At 66.9% G+C, this 19420-nt stretch carries 17 protein-coding genes and 1 riboswitch; of the genes, 5 read left to right on the top strand and 12 right to left on the bottom strand.

Annotated features, from left to right (window positions below):
- Positions 1-74: 74 nt before the first annotated feature.
- From Q0588_RS13425 to Q0588_RS13410, 4 genes are all read right to left on the bottom strand, one after another.
- The gene (locus tag Q0588_RS13425) at positions 75-848 is read right to left on the bottom strand and encodes an HAD family hydrolase (protein WP_298747067.1); all 774 of its coding nucleotides are present in this window, start codon (positions 846-848) and stop codon (positions 75-77) included.
- 44 nt (positions 849-892) lie between these two features.
- Positions 893-2092, bottom strand: a complete 1200-nt coding sequence (locus Q0588_RS13420; RefSeq protein WP_298747064.1) for a copper resistance protein B — start codon at positions 2090-2092, stop codon at positions 893-895.
- On the bottom strand, positions 2089-3876 hold the full coding sequence (locus Q0588_RS13415; protein WP_298747061.1) for a copper resistance system multicopper oxidase: 1788 nt from the start codon (positions 3874-3876) through the stop codon (positions 2089-2091). Before Q0588_RS13415 ends, Q0588_RS13420 begins: the two co-directional genes overlap by 4 nt.
- 206 nt (positions 3877-4082) lie before the next feature.
- On the bottom strand, positions 4083-6443 hold the full coding sequence (locus Q0588_RS13410) for a heavy metal translocating P-type ATPase (protein ID WP_298747058.1): 2361 nt from the start codon (positions 6441-6443) through the stop codon (positions 4083-4085).
- A 99-nt stretch (positions 6444-6542) separates the two neighbouring features.
- On the opposite strand from Q0588_RS13410, the gene Q0588_RS13405 reads away from it, so the two are divergent.
- Entirely contained in the window at positions 6543-6818 is a 276-nt protein-coding gene (locus tag Q0588_RS13405) for a metal-sensitive transcriptional regulator (RefSeq protein ID WP_298747054.1), read from the top strand.
- 17 nt (positions 6819-6835) lie between these two features.
- Here Q0588_RS13405 and Q0588_RS13400 read toward each other — a convergent pair whose 3' ends face one another.
- On the bottom strand, positions 6836-7687 hold the full coding sequence (locus Q0588_RS13400; protein ID WP_298747051.1) for a sterol desaturase family protein: 852 nt from the start codon (positions 7685-7687) through the stop codon (positions 6836-6838).
- Between the two features lie 46 nt (positions 7688-7733).
- Positions 7734-8441: a helix-turn-helix domain-containing protein gene (locus Q0588_RS13395; RefSeq protein ID WP_298747048.1), complete on the bottom strand. Its 708-nt coding sequence runs from the start codon at positions 8439-8441 to the stop codon at positions 7734-7736.
- Between the two features lie 270 nt (positions 8442-8711).
- Between Q0588_RS13395 and Q0588_RS13390 the strand changes: the two genes are divergently transcribed.
- Positions 8712-9836 carry an acyltransferase gene (locus tag Q0588_RS13390; RefSeq protein ID WP_298747045.1) on the top strand — a complete coding sequence of 375 codons (1125 nt, stop codon included), beginning with the start codon at positions 8712-8714 and terminating at the stop codon, positions 9834-9836.
- 207 nt (positions 9837-10043) lie between these two features.
- Positions 10044-10544 carry a DUF305 domain-containing protein gene (locus tag Q0588_RS13385; protein ID WP_298747043.1) on the top strand — a complete coding sequence of 167 codons (501 nt, stop codon included), beginning with the start codon at positions 10044-10046 and terminating at the stop codon, positions 10542-10544.
- Positions 10545-11201: 657 nt separating this feature from the next.
- Here the strand turns inward: Q0588_RS13385 and Q0588_RS13380 are convergent.
- Positions 11202-11774, bottom strand: coding sequence for a manganese efflux pump MntP family protein (locus tag Q0588_RS13380; RefSeq protein WP_298747040.1), 573 nt, complete (start codon positions 11772-11774; stop codon positions 11202-11204).
- A 1-nt stretch (position 11775) separates the two neighbouring features.
- A riboswitch (yybP-ykoY riboswitch) is annotated at positions 11776-11944 on the bottom strand.
- 52 nt (positions 11945-11996) lie between these two features.
- Here Q0588_RS13380 and Q0588_RS13375 point away from each other — a divergent pair.
- Positions 11997-12272, top strand: a complete 276-nt coding sequence (locus Q0588_RS13375) for a metal/formaldehyde-sensitive transcriptional repressor (protein WP_298747037.1) — start codon at positions 11997-11999, stop codon at positions 12270-12272.
- 11 nt (positions 12273-12283) lie between these two features.
- Entirely contained in the window at positions 12284-13249 is a 966-nt protein-coding gene (dmeF, locus tag Q0588_RS13370; RefSeq protein WP_298747034.1) for a CDF family Co(II)/Ni(II) efflux transporter DmeF, read from the top strand.
- A gap of 170 nt (positions 13250-13419) precedes the next feature.
- On the opposite strand, the gene Q0588_RS13365 is transcribed toward dmeF, so the two are convergent.
- From Q0588_RS13365 to Q0588_RS13345, 5 genes are all read right to left on the bottom strand, one after another.
- On the bottom strand, positions 13420-13731 hold the full coding sequence (locus Q0588_RS13365) for a hypothetical protein (protein WP_298747031.1): 312 nt from the start codon (positions 13729-13731) through the stop codon (positions 13420-13422).
- Positions 13732-13846: 115 nt separating this feature from the next.
- On the bottom strand, positions 13847-14290 hold the full coding sequence (locus Q0588_RS13360) for a DUF305 domain-containing protein (RefSeq protein ID WP_298747028.1): 444 nt from the start codon (positions 14288-14290) through the stop codon (positions 13847-13849).
- Positions 14287-16374 (bottom strand): heavy metal translocating P-type ATPase, encoded by a 2088-nt coding sequence (locus Q0588_RS13355; RefSeq protein ID WP_298747026.1) that lies wholly within the window; start codon positions 16372-16374, stop codon positions 14287-14289. Before Q0588_RS13355 ends, Q0588_RS13360 begins: the two co-directional genes overlap by 4 nt.
- On the bottom strand, positions 16371-16724 hold the full coding sequence (locus tag Q0588_RS13350) for a DUF190 domain-containing protein (protein WP_298747023.1): 354 nt from the start codon (positions 16722-16724) through the stop codon (positions 16371-16373). Before Q0588_RS13350 ends, Q0588_RS13355 begins: the two co-directional genes overlap by 4 nt.
- 54 nt (positions 16725-16778) lie before the next feature.
- The coding region (locus Q0588_RS13345) for a CusA/CzcA family heavy metal efflux RND transporter (protein WP_298747020.1) at positions 16779-19420 on the bottom strand (2642 nt) is incomplete at its 5' end.

Here is a 19420-nt window from a genome sequence, read left to right as displayed (position 1 = left end):
ATCTCGCCGATCTGGCCGCGCCCCGCCAAACGTCGACGACATGGATGGCCTTGCCGGACTCGCCGCTGCGCGGCTCAGACCTCCTCCAGGGACCAACCCCGGGGACCGGGGAGGCAGACGGCGAGGCTTTCGAATGTCCGCACATGGATATCCGTTTCACAACGATGACTTGCGTCTCCAGGTGACCTGTCCGGATCGAACAAGACCGTGCGACAGCCCAAGGCCCTGGCCGGGCGAATATCCCATTCCAGACTGTCGCCGATCACACAGACGGTCGCCGGGTCGACGGCCAGGGCCTCGAACGCCTGTCTGAACGCAGCGGGATCCGGCTTGCCGACGCCGACCTCCCCCTCGATCTGGATATGGTGGAAACGCGATGTCAGGCCGAACCGCTCGATCTTGGCGCGCTGCAGCGGACCGGTTCCGTTGGTAAGAAGCGCCAGCCGGTATCCTGCCCTGCCCAGATGAGCCAACAGGGCGTCCGCACCCGGCTCGAGCCGCATGTCACGGTCGCGTTGAAGGCTGAAGGCGTCAGCCATCCGCTCGGCGACCTCCCGAGACGGTGGTTGCCAGCCGCTTCCCTGTAACGCCTCGAACGCGTCGGCGACAATGATGCGCCGAGCCTCGGAGGGATTCAGCCGACCAAGGGCATGCCGTTTCGGATCGCCCCAGAACGCCTGTCCGGCCCGCGTCAGCGCACGCACCGCCTCCTCCTGATCAAGCGCGCCCAGTTGAGCTTGAAAGCACCGACAGACGGTTTCCCATAGCAGGTCCGGACGGCGGTAGGCCGAGATCAGGGTGTCGTCGAGATCCATCACGACAGCCCGAATGTCTCTGAATACCTCCATCCCGAACCCTGCTCCGCGACCCGTCGCGATCCGTCCGACCGTCGCTAGAACCAGGCCCGAACGCCGACGACGAACCGGGTGTCTTCCGCGCTCCGACCGTCTGCTTCCAGAAAGTCAGCCGTATTGCCGAAGCTCCTCGTCCATTCGACACCAACGTAGGGGGCGAACTCCTTGCGCACTTCATAGCGGAGACGCGCGCTGAGTTGCAGGGAACTCAGGCCGGAGCCGATCGAGAGCTCGGGAATGTCCTCTGCGGACAGGAGAACTTCTGCTCGCGGTTGCAGAATCCATCGCTGGGTGATGCGCTGATCGTAGAGCGATTGAACACGTGCCGTGAGTTCTCCCCTGTTGGAAAGGAAGGCGGAGGCATCGACCTCAAACCAGTAGGGCGCGAGGCCCTGCATCGCCACGACCAAGTCGGTTCTGTCCGCTTCGGGTCGGTAGGTCTGACGGAGGCCAGCCTGCAGATTCCAGAACGGCAGGACGGCCCTGCTGTACAGCGCCTGAACCTCGGCTTTCTCGAGCTTGCCGCCGAATGCGCCTTCACCCTCGGACTTCCACCAGAAGCGATTGATATCGCCGCCGCTCCACCCTTGGGCATCCCAGGCATAACCTTCACCGTCGTCGGCAAAGGTTCCTTCCAGCCGCTCCACGATAACCGCAGTTGTCAGGATGTCGCCGTTTTCGATGCGCAGTTCCTCGCGGGACGCTTCCATCTCGGCCGGGTCGAACAACAGGTCAGCGGCGTGGGCCGGTCCGCTTGACGCCCGAGCCGGGGGAGGTGTCTCAGGCGGCCGTCCCGGATTGTTGGCGCTTGTCGGCACATCCGGCGGCATGGCCATGCCCTGCATGTCATGCCCGGTAGGCATCTGACCCATGGTCGACATGTCGTGCCCCATCCGCATCGCCGGTGCCGCCGGAGCCTGGCCCATGGTCGACATATCGTGACCCATGGGCATTGCCGGTGCCGCCGGAGTCTGGCCCATGGTCGACATATCGTGGCCCGCATGCGGATCTGACGCGGAAGTCGGCAGTCGGGCAGGAACCGCGCCCGCCGGACACACCGGGGCTCCGGCAGATCCGATTCGAGAGGGGTCGGCATTCGGCGCGGCGCGGCGAACACAGCCGGGCGGCAGTGGAGCGGGCTGCACCTGCGCTGTGGGAGTATGTCCGGCATGGGACTGGGCGAAAGCCGGTGCGGCGACGAGCATCAGGGGCAGAAGGGCGACGGAGGTCCGGATCATGCGGCGGCTCCTTCCAGGGGTCGGACAGTGACGACGTTGAACATTCCCGCGTGCATGTGCATCAGCAGATGGCAGTGGAAGGCCCAGTCGCCGGGGTTGTCGGCGGTCAGGTCGAAGGTGACCTTGCCGCCCGGCGCGACATTGACCGTGTGCTTCAGCGGCTGGTGCCCGGCCGGACCGCCCGTGACCAGTTCGAAGAAATGGCCGTGCAGGTGGATCGGGTGGGCCATCATCGAGTCATTGACCAGGGTGACCCGCACGCGTTCATTCAACTCGAAGCGGAACGGCTCCACCCCCTCGCTGAATTTCTCGCCATCGAAGCTCCACATGAACCGTTCCATATTACCGGTCAGGTGGATTTCCATGCTGCGACTGGGCGGCCGCCGATCCTTGTTCGGCTGCAGCGCCACGAGGTCGGTATAGACCAGTACTCGGTGGTCGACCTCGGTCAGGCCGATCGGGCGCTCGCCCAGTCGGTTGACCGGCGTCATTGCAATGGCATCGACCCCGACCCCGACCCGCATGTCAGGAGGGGCGTTCTCGGGATCCCGCATATTCATGCCGGACATGCCTCCCGTCGCCGCGCCGCCCGCAGCAGCATCAGGGGCCATTCCTGCCATGGGGGCGGTGGGTGCCATTCCCGGCATGGCTCCATGATCCATGCCGCCCATTCCGCCCATGCCCATGTCCTTCATGGTCAGATTGGGCACCTCACGCAGCGGCGGCACCTCGGCCGTCATGCCCATCCGGGGCGCGAGGGTGGCGCGACCCATGCCGGAACGGTCGATGGCTTCGGAGACGATGGTGTAGGCGCGATCCTCGGTCGGGCGGACGATGACGTCATAGGTCTCGGCGACCGAGATCTGGAACTCGTCGGTCTCGACCGGGCGGACGTTCTCGCCGTCGGCCTGCACCACGGTCATGGCCAGGCCGGGAATGCGGACGTTGAAGATCGACATGGCAGAGGCGTTGATGACGCGCAGCCGCACCCGCTCGCCGGGCCGGAACAGGCCGGTCCAGTTCTCCTGCGGGCCGTGGCCGTTGATCAGATAGGTGTAGGTGGTGCCGCTCACATCGAGGATGTCACGCGGGTCCATCCGCATCCTGCCCCACGCCCTGCGCTCCTCCAGACTCATCCGGTCGCTGCCGTCCAGCAGCCCGGCAAGAGTGGTTCTCTGGCGGTTGAAATAGCCCGGGCTCTTCTTCAGCTTCTCGAGGATTTCGTGCGGATGCATGAAGCTCCAGTCCGACAGGACCAGCACATGTTCGCGGTCATAGCCGACCGGATCGGCGCCCGCCGGGTCGATGACGATCGGACCGTAGTGCCCCAGCGCCTCCTGCAGGCCCGAATGGCTGTGGTACCAGAAGGTGCCCGACTGCCGGACCGGGAACTCATAGACGAAGGTCTCGCGCGGCTTGATGCCGGGAAAGCTGATGCCCGGCACGCCATCCATCTGGAACGGCAGCAGCAGCCCATGCCAATGGATCGAGGTATCCTCGTCCAACTGATTTTGCACCGCCAGTCGGACGTTCTGGCCCTCGCGCAGACGCAGCAACGGCGCGGGTAACACACCGTTGATGGTCGTCGCGGTCGCGGTCCGGCCGCCGACCGTGAACGGAGACTGGCCTATCGTCAGATCGATGTTGGGACCGGTCAGGGTCGGCAAGTCGGCGCGCAGTCCGGCCGAACCTGTCTGGGCCCAGGCGGGCATAAGCCCCTGAAGACCCAGAAGTCCGCCTCCCGCGACCGCGCCACGCAGCAGTCCTCGACGATCGAGCTTCATTGGCTACTCCTGAAATGCGTCCAGTCGCCTCGCCGCAAGCGGCGGCGGCGACCTCTAAGGTTCTACGCAGCCCACGCCCCGATCCCTCGCGGCAAGCTGACGCAATAAAAAAGAAATCCTTTCACGGGAGCACCCGCGTCAAAGAGGGCCTCGGAAGTATTCCGCAGGAGCCGCCATTCGGTTGCGCCCTCTCGCGGTTCCCGGTCTCACAATCCAACCGTCCGCAGCCGCAGCGCATTAGCGATCACGCTGACCGACGACAGGGACATGGCCAGGGCGGCCAGCGCAGGGGTCAGAAGCAGGCCGAAGGTCGGATACAGAAGACCCGCCGCGACGGGGATACCGAGCGCGTTGTAGCCAAAGGCGAACACCAGGTTCTGGCGGATGTTGGCCATCACCGCCTTCGACAGGCGTCGGGCCCGCACGATGCCCTGAAGGTCGCCGCCCAACAGGGTGACGCCGGCGCTCTCGATAGCCACATCGGAGCCCGCGCCCATGGCCACGCCGACGTCGGCCGCCGCCAGCGCCGGCGCATCGTTGACCCCGTCGCCGGCCATGGCCACGATCCGGCCCTCGGCGCGTAGTCGCTCAACCACGGCCGCCTTGTCCTGGGGGAGGACCTCGGCCTGGACATCGTCAATGCCTAGCCGCGCCGCCACGGCCTCGGCCGTGGTCCGGTTGTCGCCGGTCATCATCACCAGCCGCAGCCCCGCCGCCTTCAGATCACGGATGGCGTCGGCGGTCGTGGCCTTGACCGGATCGGCGATGCCCAGCACGCCCGCCGCCCGGCCATCCACGGTGACGAAGATGGCGGTGGCACCGTCCTGGCGCAGACTCTCGGCCTCCGCCTCCATGGGCCCAACATCGACGCCGATCTCTTTGAGATAGCGGCCGTTGCCCAACGCCACACGGCGGCCGTCGACCACACCGGTGACGCCACGCCCGACCGGGCTGTCGAACTCCGACGCCTCCGAGAGGACGAGGTCGCGATCGGTCGCCGCGCGGACGACAGCGTCGGCCAGGGGGTGTTCGCTGCCCCGCTCCAGACTGGCGGACAGCCGCAACAGTTCGGCCTCGTCAAAGCCGGCGGCGGGCCGGATCGCCGTAACCGACGGCCGCCCTTCGGTCAGGGTGCCGGTCTTGTCGAGCACCAGGGTGTCGACCTTCTCGAAACGCTCCAGCGCCTCGGCGTTCTTGATCAGCACCCCGGCGTGGGCCCCGCGCCCCACCCCGACCATGATCGAGATCGGCGTGGCCAGGCCGAGGGCACAGGGACAGGCGATGATCAGCACCGACACGCCCGCGATCAGGGCATAGGTCAGGCGCGGTTCGGGCCCGAATACAGCCCAGACGATACCCGCAAGGACGGCTGTGGCGATCACCATCGGCACGAACCAGCCCGAGACCGTGTCGGCCAGCCTCTGGATCGGCGCACGACTGCGCTGGGCCTGGGCCACCATCTGGACGATCCGCGACAACAGGGTGTCAGCCCCGACCTTGTCGGCCCGCATCACGAATGAGCCGGTCCTGTTCAGCGACCCGCCGACGACGCTGGCCCCCGGCTCCTTGGTCACGGGCATGGATTCCCCGGTGACCATGGATTCATCGATCGAGACCCGGCCGTCGAGAATCTCGCCGTCGACGGGCACCTGTTCGCCCGGCCGCACCCGCAGGCGGTCGCCGACGGCGACGAGGTCCAGGGTGACGTCCTCATCGGTGCCGTCGTCGCGGACGCGGCGTGCGGTCTTGGGGGTCAGGTCCAGCAAGGCCCGGATCGCACCGGACGTCTGTTCGCGCGCCCGCAGTTCGAGGATCTGGCCGATCAGCACCAGGACGGTAATGACCGCGGCCGCCTCGAAATAGACCGGTGCGCTGCCGTCCATGCGCCGCACCGCCTCGGGAAACAGTCCCGGTGCCAGGACGGCGACCACGCTGTAGATCCAGGCCGCGCCCACGCCGATGGCAATCAGGGTGAACATGTTGAGGCTGCGGTTGCGCAGCGACGCCCAGCCGCGCTCGAAAAAGGGCCAGCCGGCCCACAGCACCACCGGCGTGGCCAGGGCGAACTGGATCCAGTTCGAGGTCTGCCCCGGGATCCGCATCATCAGACCCGTCAGATGCCCGCCCATCTCGAGAGCGAAGACCGGCAGGGTCAGCACCAAGCCGACCCAGAAACGTCGGGTAAAGTCGATCAGCTCGTGGTTGACCGGGGCTTCGGCCGTGACCGTCTCGGGTTCCAGCGCCATGCCGCAGATCGGGCACGACCCGGGGCCCTCCTGACGGATCTGCGGATGCATGGGACAGGTGTAGATCGCCCCGGGAACGACGGGTTCGGGGTCAGGCCGGTCGCCAAGGTATTTATCCGGCTCGGCCACGAATTTGGTCTGGCAGCCGGCGGAACAGAAGAAATAGTCCTCGCCGTGGTGGCGCGCTTGATGGGAGGCGGAAGCCATATCCACCGTCATGCCGCATACGGGATCGATCGCCTTGGCACCGCCGCCATCGGCCTTGCTGGAACAACAGCCGTGGCCGGCGGCCTGGGGTTGGGACTGCGGCGTCGTGGACATGATCTCGCTCCTTGTCTCCTGAAGCGTATTTATACCCTATGGGGGTATACCGCAAGATACCGCCTTGGGGTATATCAAGTCCGCAGCGCGAGGAACGGAATGCAAGCCGCGACGAAACCCAAGGTCATCAACCGCCTGAACCGGATCGAAGGCCAGGTGCGCGGCATCGGCCGGATGGTCGAGGACGACCGCTACTGCGTCGACGTCCTGACCCAGCTCCAGGCCGTGCGTGCGGCCCTTTCGCGCGTCGAGAGCGAGGTGTTGAAGGACCATCTCGACCACTGCGTCATGGGGGCAATGACCGGCGAGGACCCGGTCGACCGCAAGGCCAAGGCCGCGGAGTTGATCGACCTGCTCGGCCGCGCCAGCCGTTAGCGCCGAGAGAAGTCGGGTCAGGCACGTCGCCGGAACGGCTCCATGAGCTGGAGGAGATATCCCTTCGGATAGTCCGGTCGACCGAACACGCCAATTTCGCCGGCCCGGGGCGTGTCCGCGCCGGATCGGAATGTGCCCAGCAGATGATCCCACAGGCTGGTGAACAGTCCGAAATTGACGTCACCGTCAGTCTGTGACGCCAGATGGTGGTGGCGGTGAGCGGGTGCCACGGCCCAGATGTAGACCAACGGTCCGATCTTCATGTCGACGTTGGAATGCTGCAGGATGAGTTGGATCGCCACGGCGAAGGCCAGCAGCCAGGCGATGTTCTGGGGCATCCCCATGAGCACCAGAGGCGCAACACCCGCTGTCAGCTCGATCGCTTGATGGAGGGGATGCTTCAGCAAGCCGTTGAATCCATACATGCGCTTGACGGCGTGATGCACGGCGTGCAGCCGCCACAGGGCCGCGATGCGGTGGCTGGCGTAGTGGGCCAGGGTGATACCCAGATCCGCCACCAGGATCGCGGCTCCCAGTTGCCACAACAGCGGCCAGTCGTCCGGCCAGGCACCGGAATCCGGAATCAGACCGGCAACGAGCGGCACGGCCAGCACCGACAGGAAGATCGATGTTTCATTGATCACCGCGTGCAGCAGGTCGCGTCCGTCGTCGCCGTGCGAACGGTTCCAGGCCCGCTCATAGGGAACCACCCTCTCGGCCACGAAGGAGACGGCCAGCGCCATGCCCAGCAGGATCGGCAGACCCCACAGCGGCGCGCCACTGTCGCCGAGGATCACGGCGGACCACAGAAAGCCCACGAAGAACACGGGCGCATAGGCGACACGGATGAGGATCCTGATCAGAGGCATCGGAAGGCTCCATTGAGCCTCAATCCTGCACCGCCTTGAGGGGGATCTATTGAACGAACCGATTGCCCTCAGAACGTACCGCGCCGGACGCCTGCAAGGGCGTCACACCGAACATGCGCCGTGTCACACGGCTGAGGTGCGCCTGATCGGCGAAACCGCCGGCGACAGCCGCCTGGGCCAGCCCGGCCCCGCGTGCCATCTCCTGACCGGCCCTCTGCAGCTTTCGCCAAAGCAGCCATTGCGAGAGCGGAACCTGCATTTGCGCCCGGGCCAGAACCCTGAGGCGGGCAGGCGACAGGCCGACGGCGCCGGCGGCCCGGGCGATCGCGCCCGGCGTCGAGTCCTCGGACGCCTTCAACAAGGCCGCTTCAAGGCGTGGATCCAGCCTCGCTTCTTCTACCCCGAGCCCCTCCCTGAGGGCCGCGACCACCCTTTCCGGCGGGGCTTCAAGGCTCAGCAACGCTGACACGGAGGGAGGCGCGACGGCCGCATCCGCCGGGGCGATCAGTTCCAGAAGTCTGGAGGCAAGCGGTGTGTGGGTCTCAAGATACAGCAGCAGGACCGCCCCGCCCTCGTCCGTCATCCGGTGCTGCACACCGGGCCCGACGATGAGCGCCGGCCCGCTCAGGGCGCGACTTTCGCCCAGAACCACCCGAACAGAGCCTGAGCGCGCCACGGCCAGCTGGGTTGCGACATGAGCATGGGCGAGGTGATCCGCGTGCGGCCCTGTGTAGGCGGCCCAGCCATCACCCAAGGCCAGATCCGTGCTCGATGAAGGCCAGGCCATACGCTCTCGGGGTTCCCGTCAGCCGATCACCGGCACTGACGACAGGCTTCATCGCCCCCAGGAGAGAAACCCGCAAGGATCCTGACATCGACTGACCGGAACCGGGGCGGGCGTCCGCAACGGCAAGGAAGAGTGCACGAGTCCCAAAGTCTCGCCGGCATGAGGGCTTTCCGCGACCGATGCGTAGATCAATTAGGCGGACGTTCGTGTCCCGTCTGATCCTGGGGGCCTTCGCGCATGACGTCCGTAACGCCCACGCGCGACGGCTATCCCGCTGATCTGAGAGCCCTGACCAGCCTGCGGGCCTTTCTGGCGGTGGGCGTGGTCCTGTTCCACTACCAGCTTCAGTGGGATCCCGCCCTGGGTTTCAGCCCGATCATCGAGCGGTCCCGGCTGGCGGTGGATGCCTTTTTCATGCTGTCGGGGTTCATCCTGGCGCACGTCTACGGCCCGTCCTTCGCAGCCGGAACCTTCAGCTACCGGCGCTTCATCGTCGCCCGCATCGCCCGGCTCTACCCCCTGCACCTGGCGGTGCTGGGCGGAGTCCTGGTCATGGTGATCGTCGCCCGCGCCGCCGGGGTTCAGTACGATCCGACCACCTACACACTCGAGGGGTTCGTCAAAACCTTGCTGCTCGTCCAGGCCTGGTTCCCGAACCTGCTCGGCTACAACTGGAGCGGCCCGTCCTGGTCCCTGTCTGCCGAGTGGTTCGCCTATCTGCTCTTCCCTGCCTATGCGCTGATCGCGATGAAGTTGAAGACCCGACCCTGGGCCCTGCTCTTTCTGGGCGCGCTCGGCTTCGTCGTGATCGACGCCGTCTATGGCCAGATGTTCGGCAAGGTGCTGCCGCGTGCCGAGGACAACATGGGCATCCTGCGCATCCTTCCGGAGTTCCTGATCGGAATGGCGCTCTATGGGCTGGGCCATCAATGGCACTGGCCCCGCCCCATCGCCATCGCCGCTTGCGTGATCGCCTCCCTGGGCCTTCTGCTGGCCATGCAGTTCAGTCTCGACGACCGGCTGGTCGTTGCCCTGGCCGCGCCGGTCATCCTGACCTGGTCCATGCTCGCCAAGGCTGCTGAACAAGGTCCCCTGTCCTCACCTCTGGCCGTCTTCTCGGGCGAGGCCTCCTTCGCGCTCTACCTGGTCCATATGCCGCTGCTGGTGGCCTACAAGGGCATCGCCTCGGAACTTCGCGGGATCGACAGCGGCTTCTACATGTCGCCCCTGGAACTGGCGGCCCTGTTCGTGGTCACCGTCGCCGCCGCCGCCGCGCTGCATCTGGGTGTGGAAAAACCTGGACGCCGCTGGATCCGGCGACGCTTCGAAGGCCGGACACCTCCCCCGTGCGGGACCGTCTGACGCCCTTTCGCCGGGTGCGCCTCGTGCACCCTCGTGACAGGCCTGGCGATTCAGCGCGGCCCGGAACGACAAGTGCATTACGTCTTCGAGGTCGAATTCCCTCACCGAGGGTCGTTGAATTCGTCCGTCCGGCCGATCTTTTTTCACCCCGGCAACCCTGAAGTTTACGACACGTTTCGGCCGGACTTGAAGGAACGGAGGTTTATCATGAACGCCAAGACCTATCTGCGCTTCGGCGCGATGATCGCGACATCCACACTCGTCATGTTCGGATTGATGTATCTGAACACCTACCAGCTGGACCACGCCCGGTTCAGCGAGACCCGGGCCTGGATGGCGCTGGTGATGGGCGCGGTCATGGCCGTCATCATGCTGCTGTTCATGCTCAAGATGTACACGGACAAGCGTCTGAACCTGGCCATCATCGGCGGAGCCGTCCTGGTGTTCGCCGGATCGCTCTGGCTCGTCCGCAGTCAGGAGACGGTCAATGACGTCGACTATATGCGCGCGATGATCCCGCATCACTCGATCGCCATCCTGACCAGCGAGCGCGCCCATATCCGCGACCCGCGGGTGCGCGAACTCGCCGACGGCATCATCGAGGCGCAAAAGCGCGAGATCGCCGAGATGGACGCGCTCATCGCCGACCTCGAACGCAATCCCACACCCTCCACGGCACCCGATCTACCCGCCTACACCCGGCGCTGATCAGGATCTTCGATCGGGAGCTACCCACGCCCGCGTCGTCGCCCGCGTCGTCGAATGACCCGTCGAAAGGCCCGGCCGCCCTGGGTTCTTTCCTCAATCGCGCGGCTGATGGCACGGCCTTCGGGGAACGCCACTTCCTGTCGCTCTCGCGCGTCCTTGTCTTGCCTGGGACCGGTCCTTCGTGCCGCACAGGTCATCCCCGCCTCAAAACGCGCGGCCCAGGCTGCCGGTGCCGACCGCGCGCTCGCCCGCCGGACCGGCGGCCTGTCTTCCCCACTGAGCCGTCCCTCCCGGATCTGCTCATTGAAAGGCCCGGTGGACCCGAAGGGTGTGGCTGTCGACCGAGCGCCCGTGCTTCGGCCTGACAGGTCTGCGGCGCTCCACCACGGCGCGACGATGACAGCTTGTTGAGTTGCGGCAAGCTCCCCGACGGCGTCTCTCCGATGCTCGGGCAGGAGGGCTTTCGTGATCAAGCCGACGGACATTGAGACCGACCTCTCAGGGCGTCGACAGGACGAGATCGCCCGCGTCGCCAGGGAACTGGCGGGGTACGGCTTCTATGTGATGGACGCGCTGTTGCCCCACGACATCCGCGCCAGACCCATGCCTTCGCGAACTCCGGCTCCGCCCGGGCCTGAAGCCGGGCCCGGAGGCCGTCTAGGCGCCGAGGACGCCCAGGTGCTCGAGCAGGATGGCCAGGCCGAGCGCGACGAGGGCGAGACCCCCTAACAGCTCAACCGCCTTGCCAAAGCGCCGGCCGACCATACGACCGATCACCATGCCGATGGTCGCGAGCAGGAAGGTCGTGAGCCCGATCGAGGCGGCGATGATCCAGATATTGGCCCCGATGAAGGCCAGGCCGACCCCGACGGCAGCGGCGTCGATACTGGTCCCGACCGCCGTCGCGATCAGCCCCCAGGGTCCGGAACGGCGCGGCTCGTCGCACGCATCCCCCGGTCGGAAACGGGTCGCTTCCCGGATCATCCTGCCGCCCACGGCGGCCAGCAGGCCGAAGGCGATCCAGTGATCGATCTTCTCGACCAGACCCGCGGCGACCATGCCGAGCCCCCAGCCTATCAAGGGCGTGATGGCTTCGATGACACCGAACACCAGACCCGCCTTGACCGCGCCAGGCAGGGTCGGACGGTGCGACGCGCCGCGACCGAGAGCCGCTGCGAAAGCATCGGTGGACATGCTGAGTGAGAGGACAGCGATGGCAAGGGGAGTCATGAAGGGTATCCACCGGGCGACGAACAGCGCTTCCCTCCCCGGCCGGTGCGGCGGTGGGACGCGCTGGTCTCGCCAGGCGGTGGTTCCGCTGGTCGGACCACGCGTCGAAACGCGAGTGTGTTGACCCGACCCCGGCGATCAGATGCCGGAAGCTACTCCCCAACAGGAAGCGCCTTCTAACCACCCTCGCGCGTTCCGGCAAGATACTATAGGGGAGTACCTATGGCCCACACCTCCACCAACAAGAAGAAGCTCGTCGCCCGCGTCCGCCGCATCGCCGGCCAGCTCGGGGCGATCGAGCGCGCGATCGAGGCGGAGGCCGGCTGTTCGCAAATCCTGCAGCAGGCCGCCGCCGCCCGCGGCGCCATGAGCGGATTGCTGGAAGAGCTGATCGAAGATCATCTTCGTCACCACGTCGCCGATCCCGGGCTGAGCCAGGCGGATCGCCAAAGCGGCGCTGACGAACTGAGCCTCCTCATCCGCCGCTATTCCAGGTGAAGACCCGCGACATGAACCCGACCGAGTTCGACTATCTGACCCACGATCATCATTTCCTCAGCCGGTCGCACGATGAGAGTGCGCGGCGGACGTTGTGGGTCGTCGGCCTGACCGCCGTCATGATGGTCGGGGAGATCATCGCCGGCATGGTCTATGGCTCGATGGCCCTGCTGGCCGACGGTTTCCACATGGCCACCCATGCCGGCGCCCTGGCCGTGGCGGCCGGGGCCTATGCCTATGCCAAGCGCCATTCGGACAACCGGCGCTTCAGCTTCGGGACCGGCAAGGTGGGCGACCTCGCCGGCTTCGCCTCGGCCTTGGTGCTGGGCATCGTCGCGCTCGGGATCGCCGGTGAGTCCATCGCGCGCCTGTTCGACCCGCGCTCGGTCGCCTTCGGTCAGGCCACGCTCGTCGCCGTTCTCGGTCTGGGGGTCAATCTGGCCAGCGCTATGCTGCTGGCCGGGGGCGGTCATCATCATCATCATCATCACGGCCATCACGATCACGGCCCCCATGGTCATGACCATGATGACGATCACCATGATGCTCATCACTCCGGGCACGGCGCCCATCGCGACAACAACCTGCGCTCAGCCTATTTCCACGTCCTGGCCGACGCCCTGACGTCGGTGCTGGCCATCGTCGCCCTGGTGGCGGGCCGCTATCTCGGCTGGGTCTGGCTGGATCCATTGATGGGCGTCGTCGGCGCCATCGTCATCGCACGATGGTCATGGTCGCTGATGCGCGACACCGCCGCGGTCCTGCTCGACACGACGGACAGCGCCCTCGAGGCCGAGGTACGCGAATGCGTGGAGGGACCGGGCGATGCCCGGATCACCGACCTGCACGTCTGGCGGGTCGGACCAGAGGCCCACGCCGCCATCGTCAGCGTCACCGGAGCGGTCGACAGCGAAACCATACGGACCCGGCTGCGGCCGGTCCACGAACTCGGACATCTCACCGTGGAGTGCCGCTGACCCGGTTCGGCCGCCCGGCGAAACCCTCGCGAGTGACCGTCAGCACACCCGGATGCTCGTGTGAAACGATCCGCCCTTGCGTCGGGCCGCGCCAGACGGCTCGCGCCGGCCGCCTGCGCTGAAACCGGCCAGGCCACGGAATGCCCGCCGATGTTGACCTCGCCCGGCGCTCAGCCCGGTCCCGGTTCGAAGACGACGGTGGCCCTTCCATGATGCCCTTCGGGGCGGAGGTGGATCTGGTCGCGCACGGAATAGAGGTAACCGGTCCCCAGCAGCCAGGCGAGAGCGATCGCCCCCGTGATCATCCAGCCGGTGCGATCGCGAGGCCCCGCCAACGCACCGCCGCCGACGATGATTCCAAGGACCAGACCGTAGCCGTAATGGAGCGGCATCCGGTACGCCTCCAACAGGCCGAACGCGATAGACAGGGCAACGCCGGCGGCCACCAGACCGGCGGCGACGGCCACCACGGCGTCACGCACGGGCCGCGGCTCCGCGGGCCGCCTCTGAGGACGAACGCGCCGCCGCTTGCCATAGCGACCTTCACGCCAGCGGAGCTCGCGGCTTCGGATAGCGGAACGCTTTCCTCCCACGGCGTCAGCGCTTTCCGGCCGTGACCGGACCATCCTCGTGGCGCGCGAGCATGACCTTCATGCGCACGATCTCGACATCCCGGCCCGCAATAATCTCTTCGGCGAGACTGCGGACCTCCGGCGCTTCGCCATGCTCAACGGCGATCCGCGCCATGGCGAGGGCCCCTTCCTGATTGGCGATCATGGCGCGCAGGAAATCGATATCGGCGTCGCCCGTGTAGTCGACGCTCATGTCGCGATGCATTTGCGCGTTCGCCTCGCGAAAGGCGCGGGTCGACGGGCTGTCAGCGGGGATCCCGCCATGGCTGGCCTCGGTGTCGATCGGGCGTGCGTCCATGGGAGGACGCTCGTCGATCACACCGGAAGGCTGCCGGGAGAGCAGGCCGAAGGCGAAGGCGGAGAGCGCGAGAAAGAGGGCGATGGCCGAAGCCCATCCGATCCGTTTCATGACGGTATCCTCGAATCTGCCGGTGCCCCCTGGCGAGCCACCGGTATTTCATTGGGGGTCCGGTCCCCTGCCGGGTCACGGTAGCCGAGCAGCCTCAGGGCGTTGATCACCACCAGCAGGGTCGAGCCTTCATGAAGCGCCACGGCCGGACCGATGCCCAGTCCGAGGATGGTCGCCGGCACGAGGAAGGCGACGACGCCGAGGCTGACGTAGAGGTTCTGGCGAATAATGCCGCGGGTCCGTCGGCTCAGGCCGATGGTGAAGGGCAGTTGGGACAGGTCGTCCGACATCAGGGCGACGTCCGCGGTCTCGAGCGCGACATCCGAACCGGCCGCGCCCATGGCGATACCGACCGTGGCCGTGGCCATCGCCGGCGCATCGTTCACCCCGTCGCCGACCATGGCGATCTTGCCGTCCGCGCGCAGGCGTTTGATGGCGTCGACCTTGTCCTCGGGCATCAGATCGCCCCAAGCCTCGGTCAGCCCGACCTGACCGGCGATGGCCTGGGCCGCCTTCTGGTGATCGCCCGAGATCATGATCATGCGCTGAACGCCCAGGGCCCGGAGCGCGGTGAGCGTCGTCCGCGCCGCGGCGCGGGGCGTATCGAGCAGGCCGATCACCCCGAGGTCTCGCGCGCCCCTCCGCACCACCATAAGGGTCCGACCCTGCAGGCGGAGCTGGACGACGACGGCCGTCGCCTCATCGCCGAGGGCGGCCACGCCGTCGGCCCCGAACATCTCCGGCTTTCCGATCCAGATCGTCTCACCGCCCAGTTCAGCGGTCACGCCCTTTCCCGTGAGGCTCTTGAGGTCGGTCGCGGCCTCAAGACCCGTGTCGCCCAGTCGTTCGGCGCCGTCGCGCACAATCGCCTCCGCCAGCGGATGGTCGCTGAGCCGCTCAACGGCGATGGCGGTGGCCAGAAGGTCGGCTTCCCGGGTCCCGCGCACCGGCACGACCTCGGTGATGCGAGGCCGGCCCTCGGTCAGGGTGCCGGTCTTGTCGAACGCGATCGCATTGAGCGAGCCGAGGTTCTCCAGCGGCGCGCCGCCCTTGATCAGGACGCCGGCGCGCGCCGCGCGCGCCACACCGGACAGGACGGCGCTGGGGGTGGCGATGGCAAGCGCGCAGGGGCTGGCCGCGACCAGCACCGCCATGGACCGGTAGAAGCTGTCGCGAAACGGCTCGTCGACCACCACCCAGGCGAACAGCAGCACGAAGGCCAGCGCCAGCACCAGGGGCACGAAGATGCGCTCGAACCGGTCGGTGAAGCGCTGCGTCGGCGACTTCTGCGTCTCGGCCTCACTCACCATCCGCACCACCTTGGCCAGGGTGGTGTCGCTCGATTTGCGGGTCGTCTCGATCTCGATGGCGCCGGCGCCGTTGATGGTGCCCGCGAAGACCAGGGACGCCGGTCCAACCTGGGCCGGCCGGGCGCGGGCGGCGGCCGCGTCCGCGACCGGCTGCTTGTCGACCGGCATGCTCTCGCCGGTGACCGGCGCCTGATTGATGCTCGTCGTTCCTTCCACGATGAAGCCGTCCGCCGGAAGCCGTTCGTTCGGACGAACCACCACGGTGTCGCCGACCCGCAGATCCTCGACCGGAAGTTCGACGACCTGTCCGTCACGCCGGACATGGGCGGTTCGGGGCGCCAGTTCAGCCAGGGCCTCGATCGCACGCCTGGCCCGCCCCATGGCGTAGTTTTCAAGGGCATGGCCGATGCTGAACAGGAACAACAGAAGGGCTCCCTCCGCCCAGGCGCCGAGCGCCGCCGCGCCCGCCGCGGCGACGAGCATGAGGGTGTCGATCTCGAACCGCTTCTGCCGGAGGTTCTCGAACGCTTCACGGACGGTGAAGAGACCGCCGAAGCCGTAGGCGATAAGGTAGAGCGCGAGCGGGCCCCAGTCCGGAACGCCCGCCGCCAGTTTTTCGAGGGCGAAGCCCAGGCTCAGGGCTCCGCCGGAAGCCAGGGCGAAAATCACCTCGGTGTTGGGACCCAGAACGCCCCCGTGGCCATGTTCGTGGCCGCCACCCGCCCCTTCGGCATGGGCTTCGCTCTTCGGCCGCGCGATATCCTCGGACGTCATTCGACGGTCTCCTGACGGGCGTCTGCCGGCGTGGGTTCCGGCCAGCGCAGGACCTCCACGGCCTCAAGAGTGACGGGGCCGAGGTGTTCGAGATCGGACAGGGTTTCCAGAAACGCCCTGAGCCTGGATTCGCGGTCGAGCAGTTCGACGATCAGGGACTGGTCGTCGTCGAGCAGATGGCGGCGATGAAGGTGGGGCGTGTGGCCGAAACCCACGAGGGCTCGCAGGACCGTCGCGCCCGCCAGGCCGGCCGCCTGGGCGCGTTCGGTCACGATTTCGAAGACCTTGCGATCGCCGAAATAGGCGGCCTCATCGGTGTAGAGTCGCATCAGTTTGATCGGGTCGGGCATGATCGCCTCCTTGGATGGGGATCCCCGCCGCCGATACGACGGCGGGGACCTGGACTATTCCGCCGGGACCGGCTCGATGGCCGGCATGTCGGTGGGTTTGGGACGTCGCCCCTCGGTGAGGCCGAGGACCAGCCGGCTCATGGCCGGCAGGACCAGCAAGGTGAGCAGGGTCGCGGTGACCAGTCCGCCGATGACCACCATGGCCAGGGGTTTCTGCACCTCGGCGCCCGTGCCGTGAGCCAGGGCCATGGGCACGAAGCCGATGGCGGGCACCAGGCCGGTCATGATGACCGGTCGCACCCGTTCCATGCAGCCCTCGATGATGGAGCGGGATAGCTCCATGCCGTCATCGAGCCGTTGCCGGATCGACGACATGACCACCAGGCCGTTCAACACCGCCACGCCGGCCAGGCAGATGAAGCCCACCGCCGCCGACACCGAGAAGGAGATGCCGGTCAGGGCCAGAGCGAAGACCCCGCCCGCCAGCCCGAGGGGCACGGTCAGGAAGACCGCAACGGCCCGTCCGAACGTCCCCACGGCCAGGAACAGGACCGCGAAGATGGCCAGGAAGCAGATCGGGACCACCAGAGCCAGACGATCGGACGCCGCCTTCAAATTCTGGAACTGTCCGCCCCATTCGATCCAGGACCCCGCCGGAAGCGGGATACGTTCGACCTTGGGCGTCGCTTCGGTGACGAAGGAGCCGACGTCGCGACCGCGGACGTTGGCCTGGATCACCACGCGCCGCTTGCCGTTCTCCCGGCTGATCTGGTTCAGCCCCTCGGTGAAGCGGAACGAGGCGACCTGTCGCAAGGGCACGGAGGCGCGGGTGCGGCCCTCCGCTTCCGGCAGCATCACCGGGATGGCCCCGAGGGCGTCGAGGTCGTTGCGGCTCGCGCCGGGCACCCGCACCACCACGTCGAAGCGACGGTCGCCCTCGAACAGCTGGCCGGCCTCGCGACCGCCCATGGCGGCCGCGACCGTATCGGCGACCTCCTGCACCGTCAGGCCGAACCGCGCGATGGCGGCCCGGTCGAAGGTGACGTCGAGCGCCGGGGCACCGCTGGTCTGCTCGACCTTGACGTCGGCCGAGCCAGGCGTGGAGGTCAGCTGTGCGGCGATCTGATTGGCCGTCGCCGTCAGCTTGTCGAGGTCGTCGCCATAGAGCTTGATGGCCACATCCCCGCGGACGCCCGCGATCAGTTCGTTGAAGCGCAGCTCGATCGGCTGGCTGACTTCATAGCCTTGTCCGACCTGGGCGTTGGCAGCGGCCTCAACCCGTTCGATGACGTCTTCCTTGGTGTCGACGCCGTCGGGCCACTCGTCCTGCGGCTTGAGGATGATGAAGCCGTCCGAAATGTTGGGCGGCATGGGATCCGTGGCCACCTCGGCGGTGCCGGTCTTGGAGAACATCAACTCGACTTCGGGCAGTCCAGTGATCGCCCTCTCGACACCTAGCTGCATCCGAGTGGATTGTTCAACAGCGGTCGACGGCACGCGCTGGGACGCGACGGCCAGGTTGCGTTCGTCCAGGGTCGGGATGAACTCCTGACCCAACGTCGTGAACACCAGACCGGCCACAAGGAAAAGGGCCACACCGCCACCGACGAAGGGCCAGGGACGGGCGACGGCCTGGTGAAGGACGGGCTCATACTTCGCCTTGATCCAGCGAATGATGAAGACGTCCTTCTCCGAGACCTTGTTGCGCATGACGAGCGCCACCATCGCCGGGATGAAGGTGATCGACAGGATGAAGGCGGCGACCAGGGCCAGCATCAGGGTGATGGCCATGGGCGAGAAGGTCTTGCCCTCCACGCCCTGGAAGGTCAGCAGGGGCGCGAAGACCAGAAGGATGATGGCCTGACCGTAGACGGTCGGCTTGATCATCTCCTGGGTGGCGATGGTGGTTTCCTCCAGCCGCTCGCGCAAGGTGAGCAGCCGGCCTTCATGGTGCTGCCGCTCGGACAAGCGCCGCAGGCAATTTTCGATGATGATGACGGAGCCGTCGACGATCAGACCGAAGTCCAGCGCTCCGAGACTCATCAGGTTTCCCGACACCCCCATGAAATTCATGCCGATGGCGGTCATGAAGAAGGAGATCGGGATGATCGCCACGGCGATCAGAGCGGCGCGGACGTTGCCGAGCAGCAGGAACAGGGCGATGGCGACCAGGATGGCCCCCTCGATCAGGTTGCGCTGGACGGTCGAGATCGTGGCGTTGACCAGCTTGGACCGGTCGAGGACCGGCGTGACCTTGATGCCAGGCGGCAAGGACCGTGTGGTGACCTCAAGTTGCTCGCCGACGGCGCTCGCCACGGTGCGGCTGTTCTCGCCGATCAGCATCAGGGTGGTGCCGATGACGACCTCGTGCCCGTTCATGGTCGCGGCGCCGGTCCGCAGATCGCCCCCGAGACGGACGGCGGCCACATCCCGGACCGCGACGGGAACGCCGCCACGCGTGGCGATGATGGCCTCCTCGATCTGCGACAGGCTGCGGATGCGGGCGTCGGCCCGCACCAGATAGGCCTCGCCGCCGCGTTCGACGAAGTTGGCGCCGACCGACAGGTTGGCGGCCTCGAGGCCTTCGGCCAGTTCGGTGAAGGAGACGCCGTACTGGGCCAGGCGGGTCGGGTCCGGTTCGACGACATACTGTTGCTCGAAGCCGCCGATGGTGTCCACGCCGGCGACGCCCTTCA

Origin of the sequence: uncultured Brevundimonas sp., assembly GCF_937870815.1 — a bacterium.
Classification (GTDB): domain Bacteria; phylum Pseudomonadota; class Alphaproteobacteria; order Caulobacterales; family Caulobacteraceae; genus Brevundimonas.
Note: the sequence above shows the minus strand (reverse complement) of the source record. Positions and strands in the feature narration are given on the sequence as shown.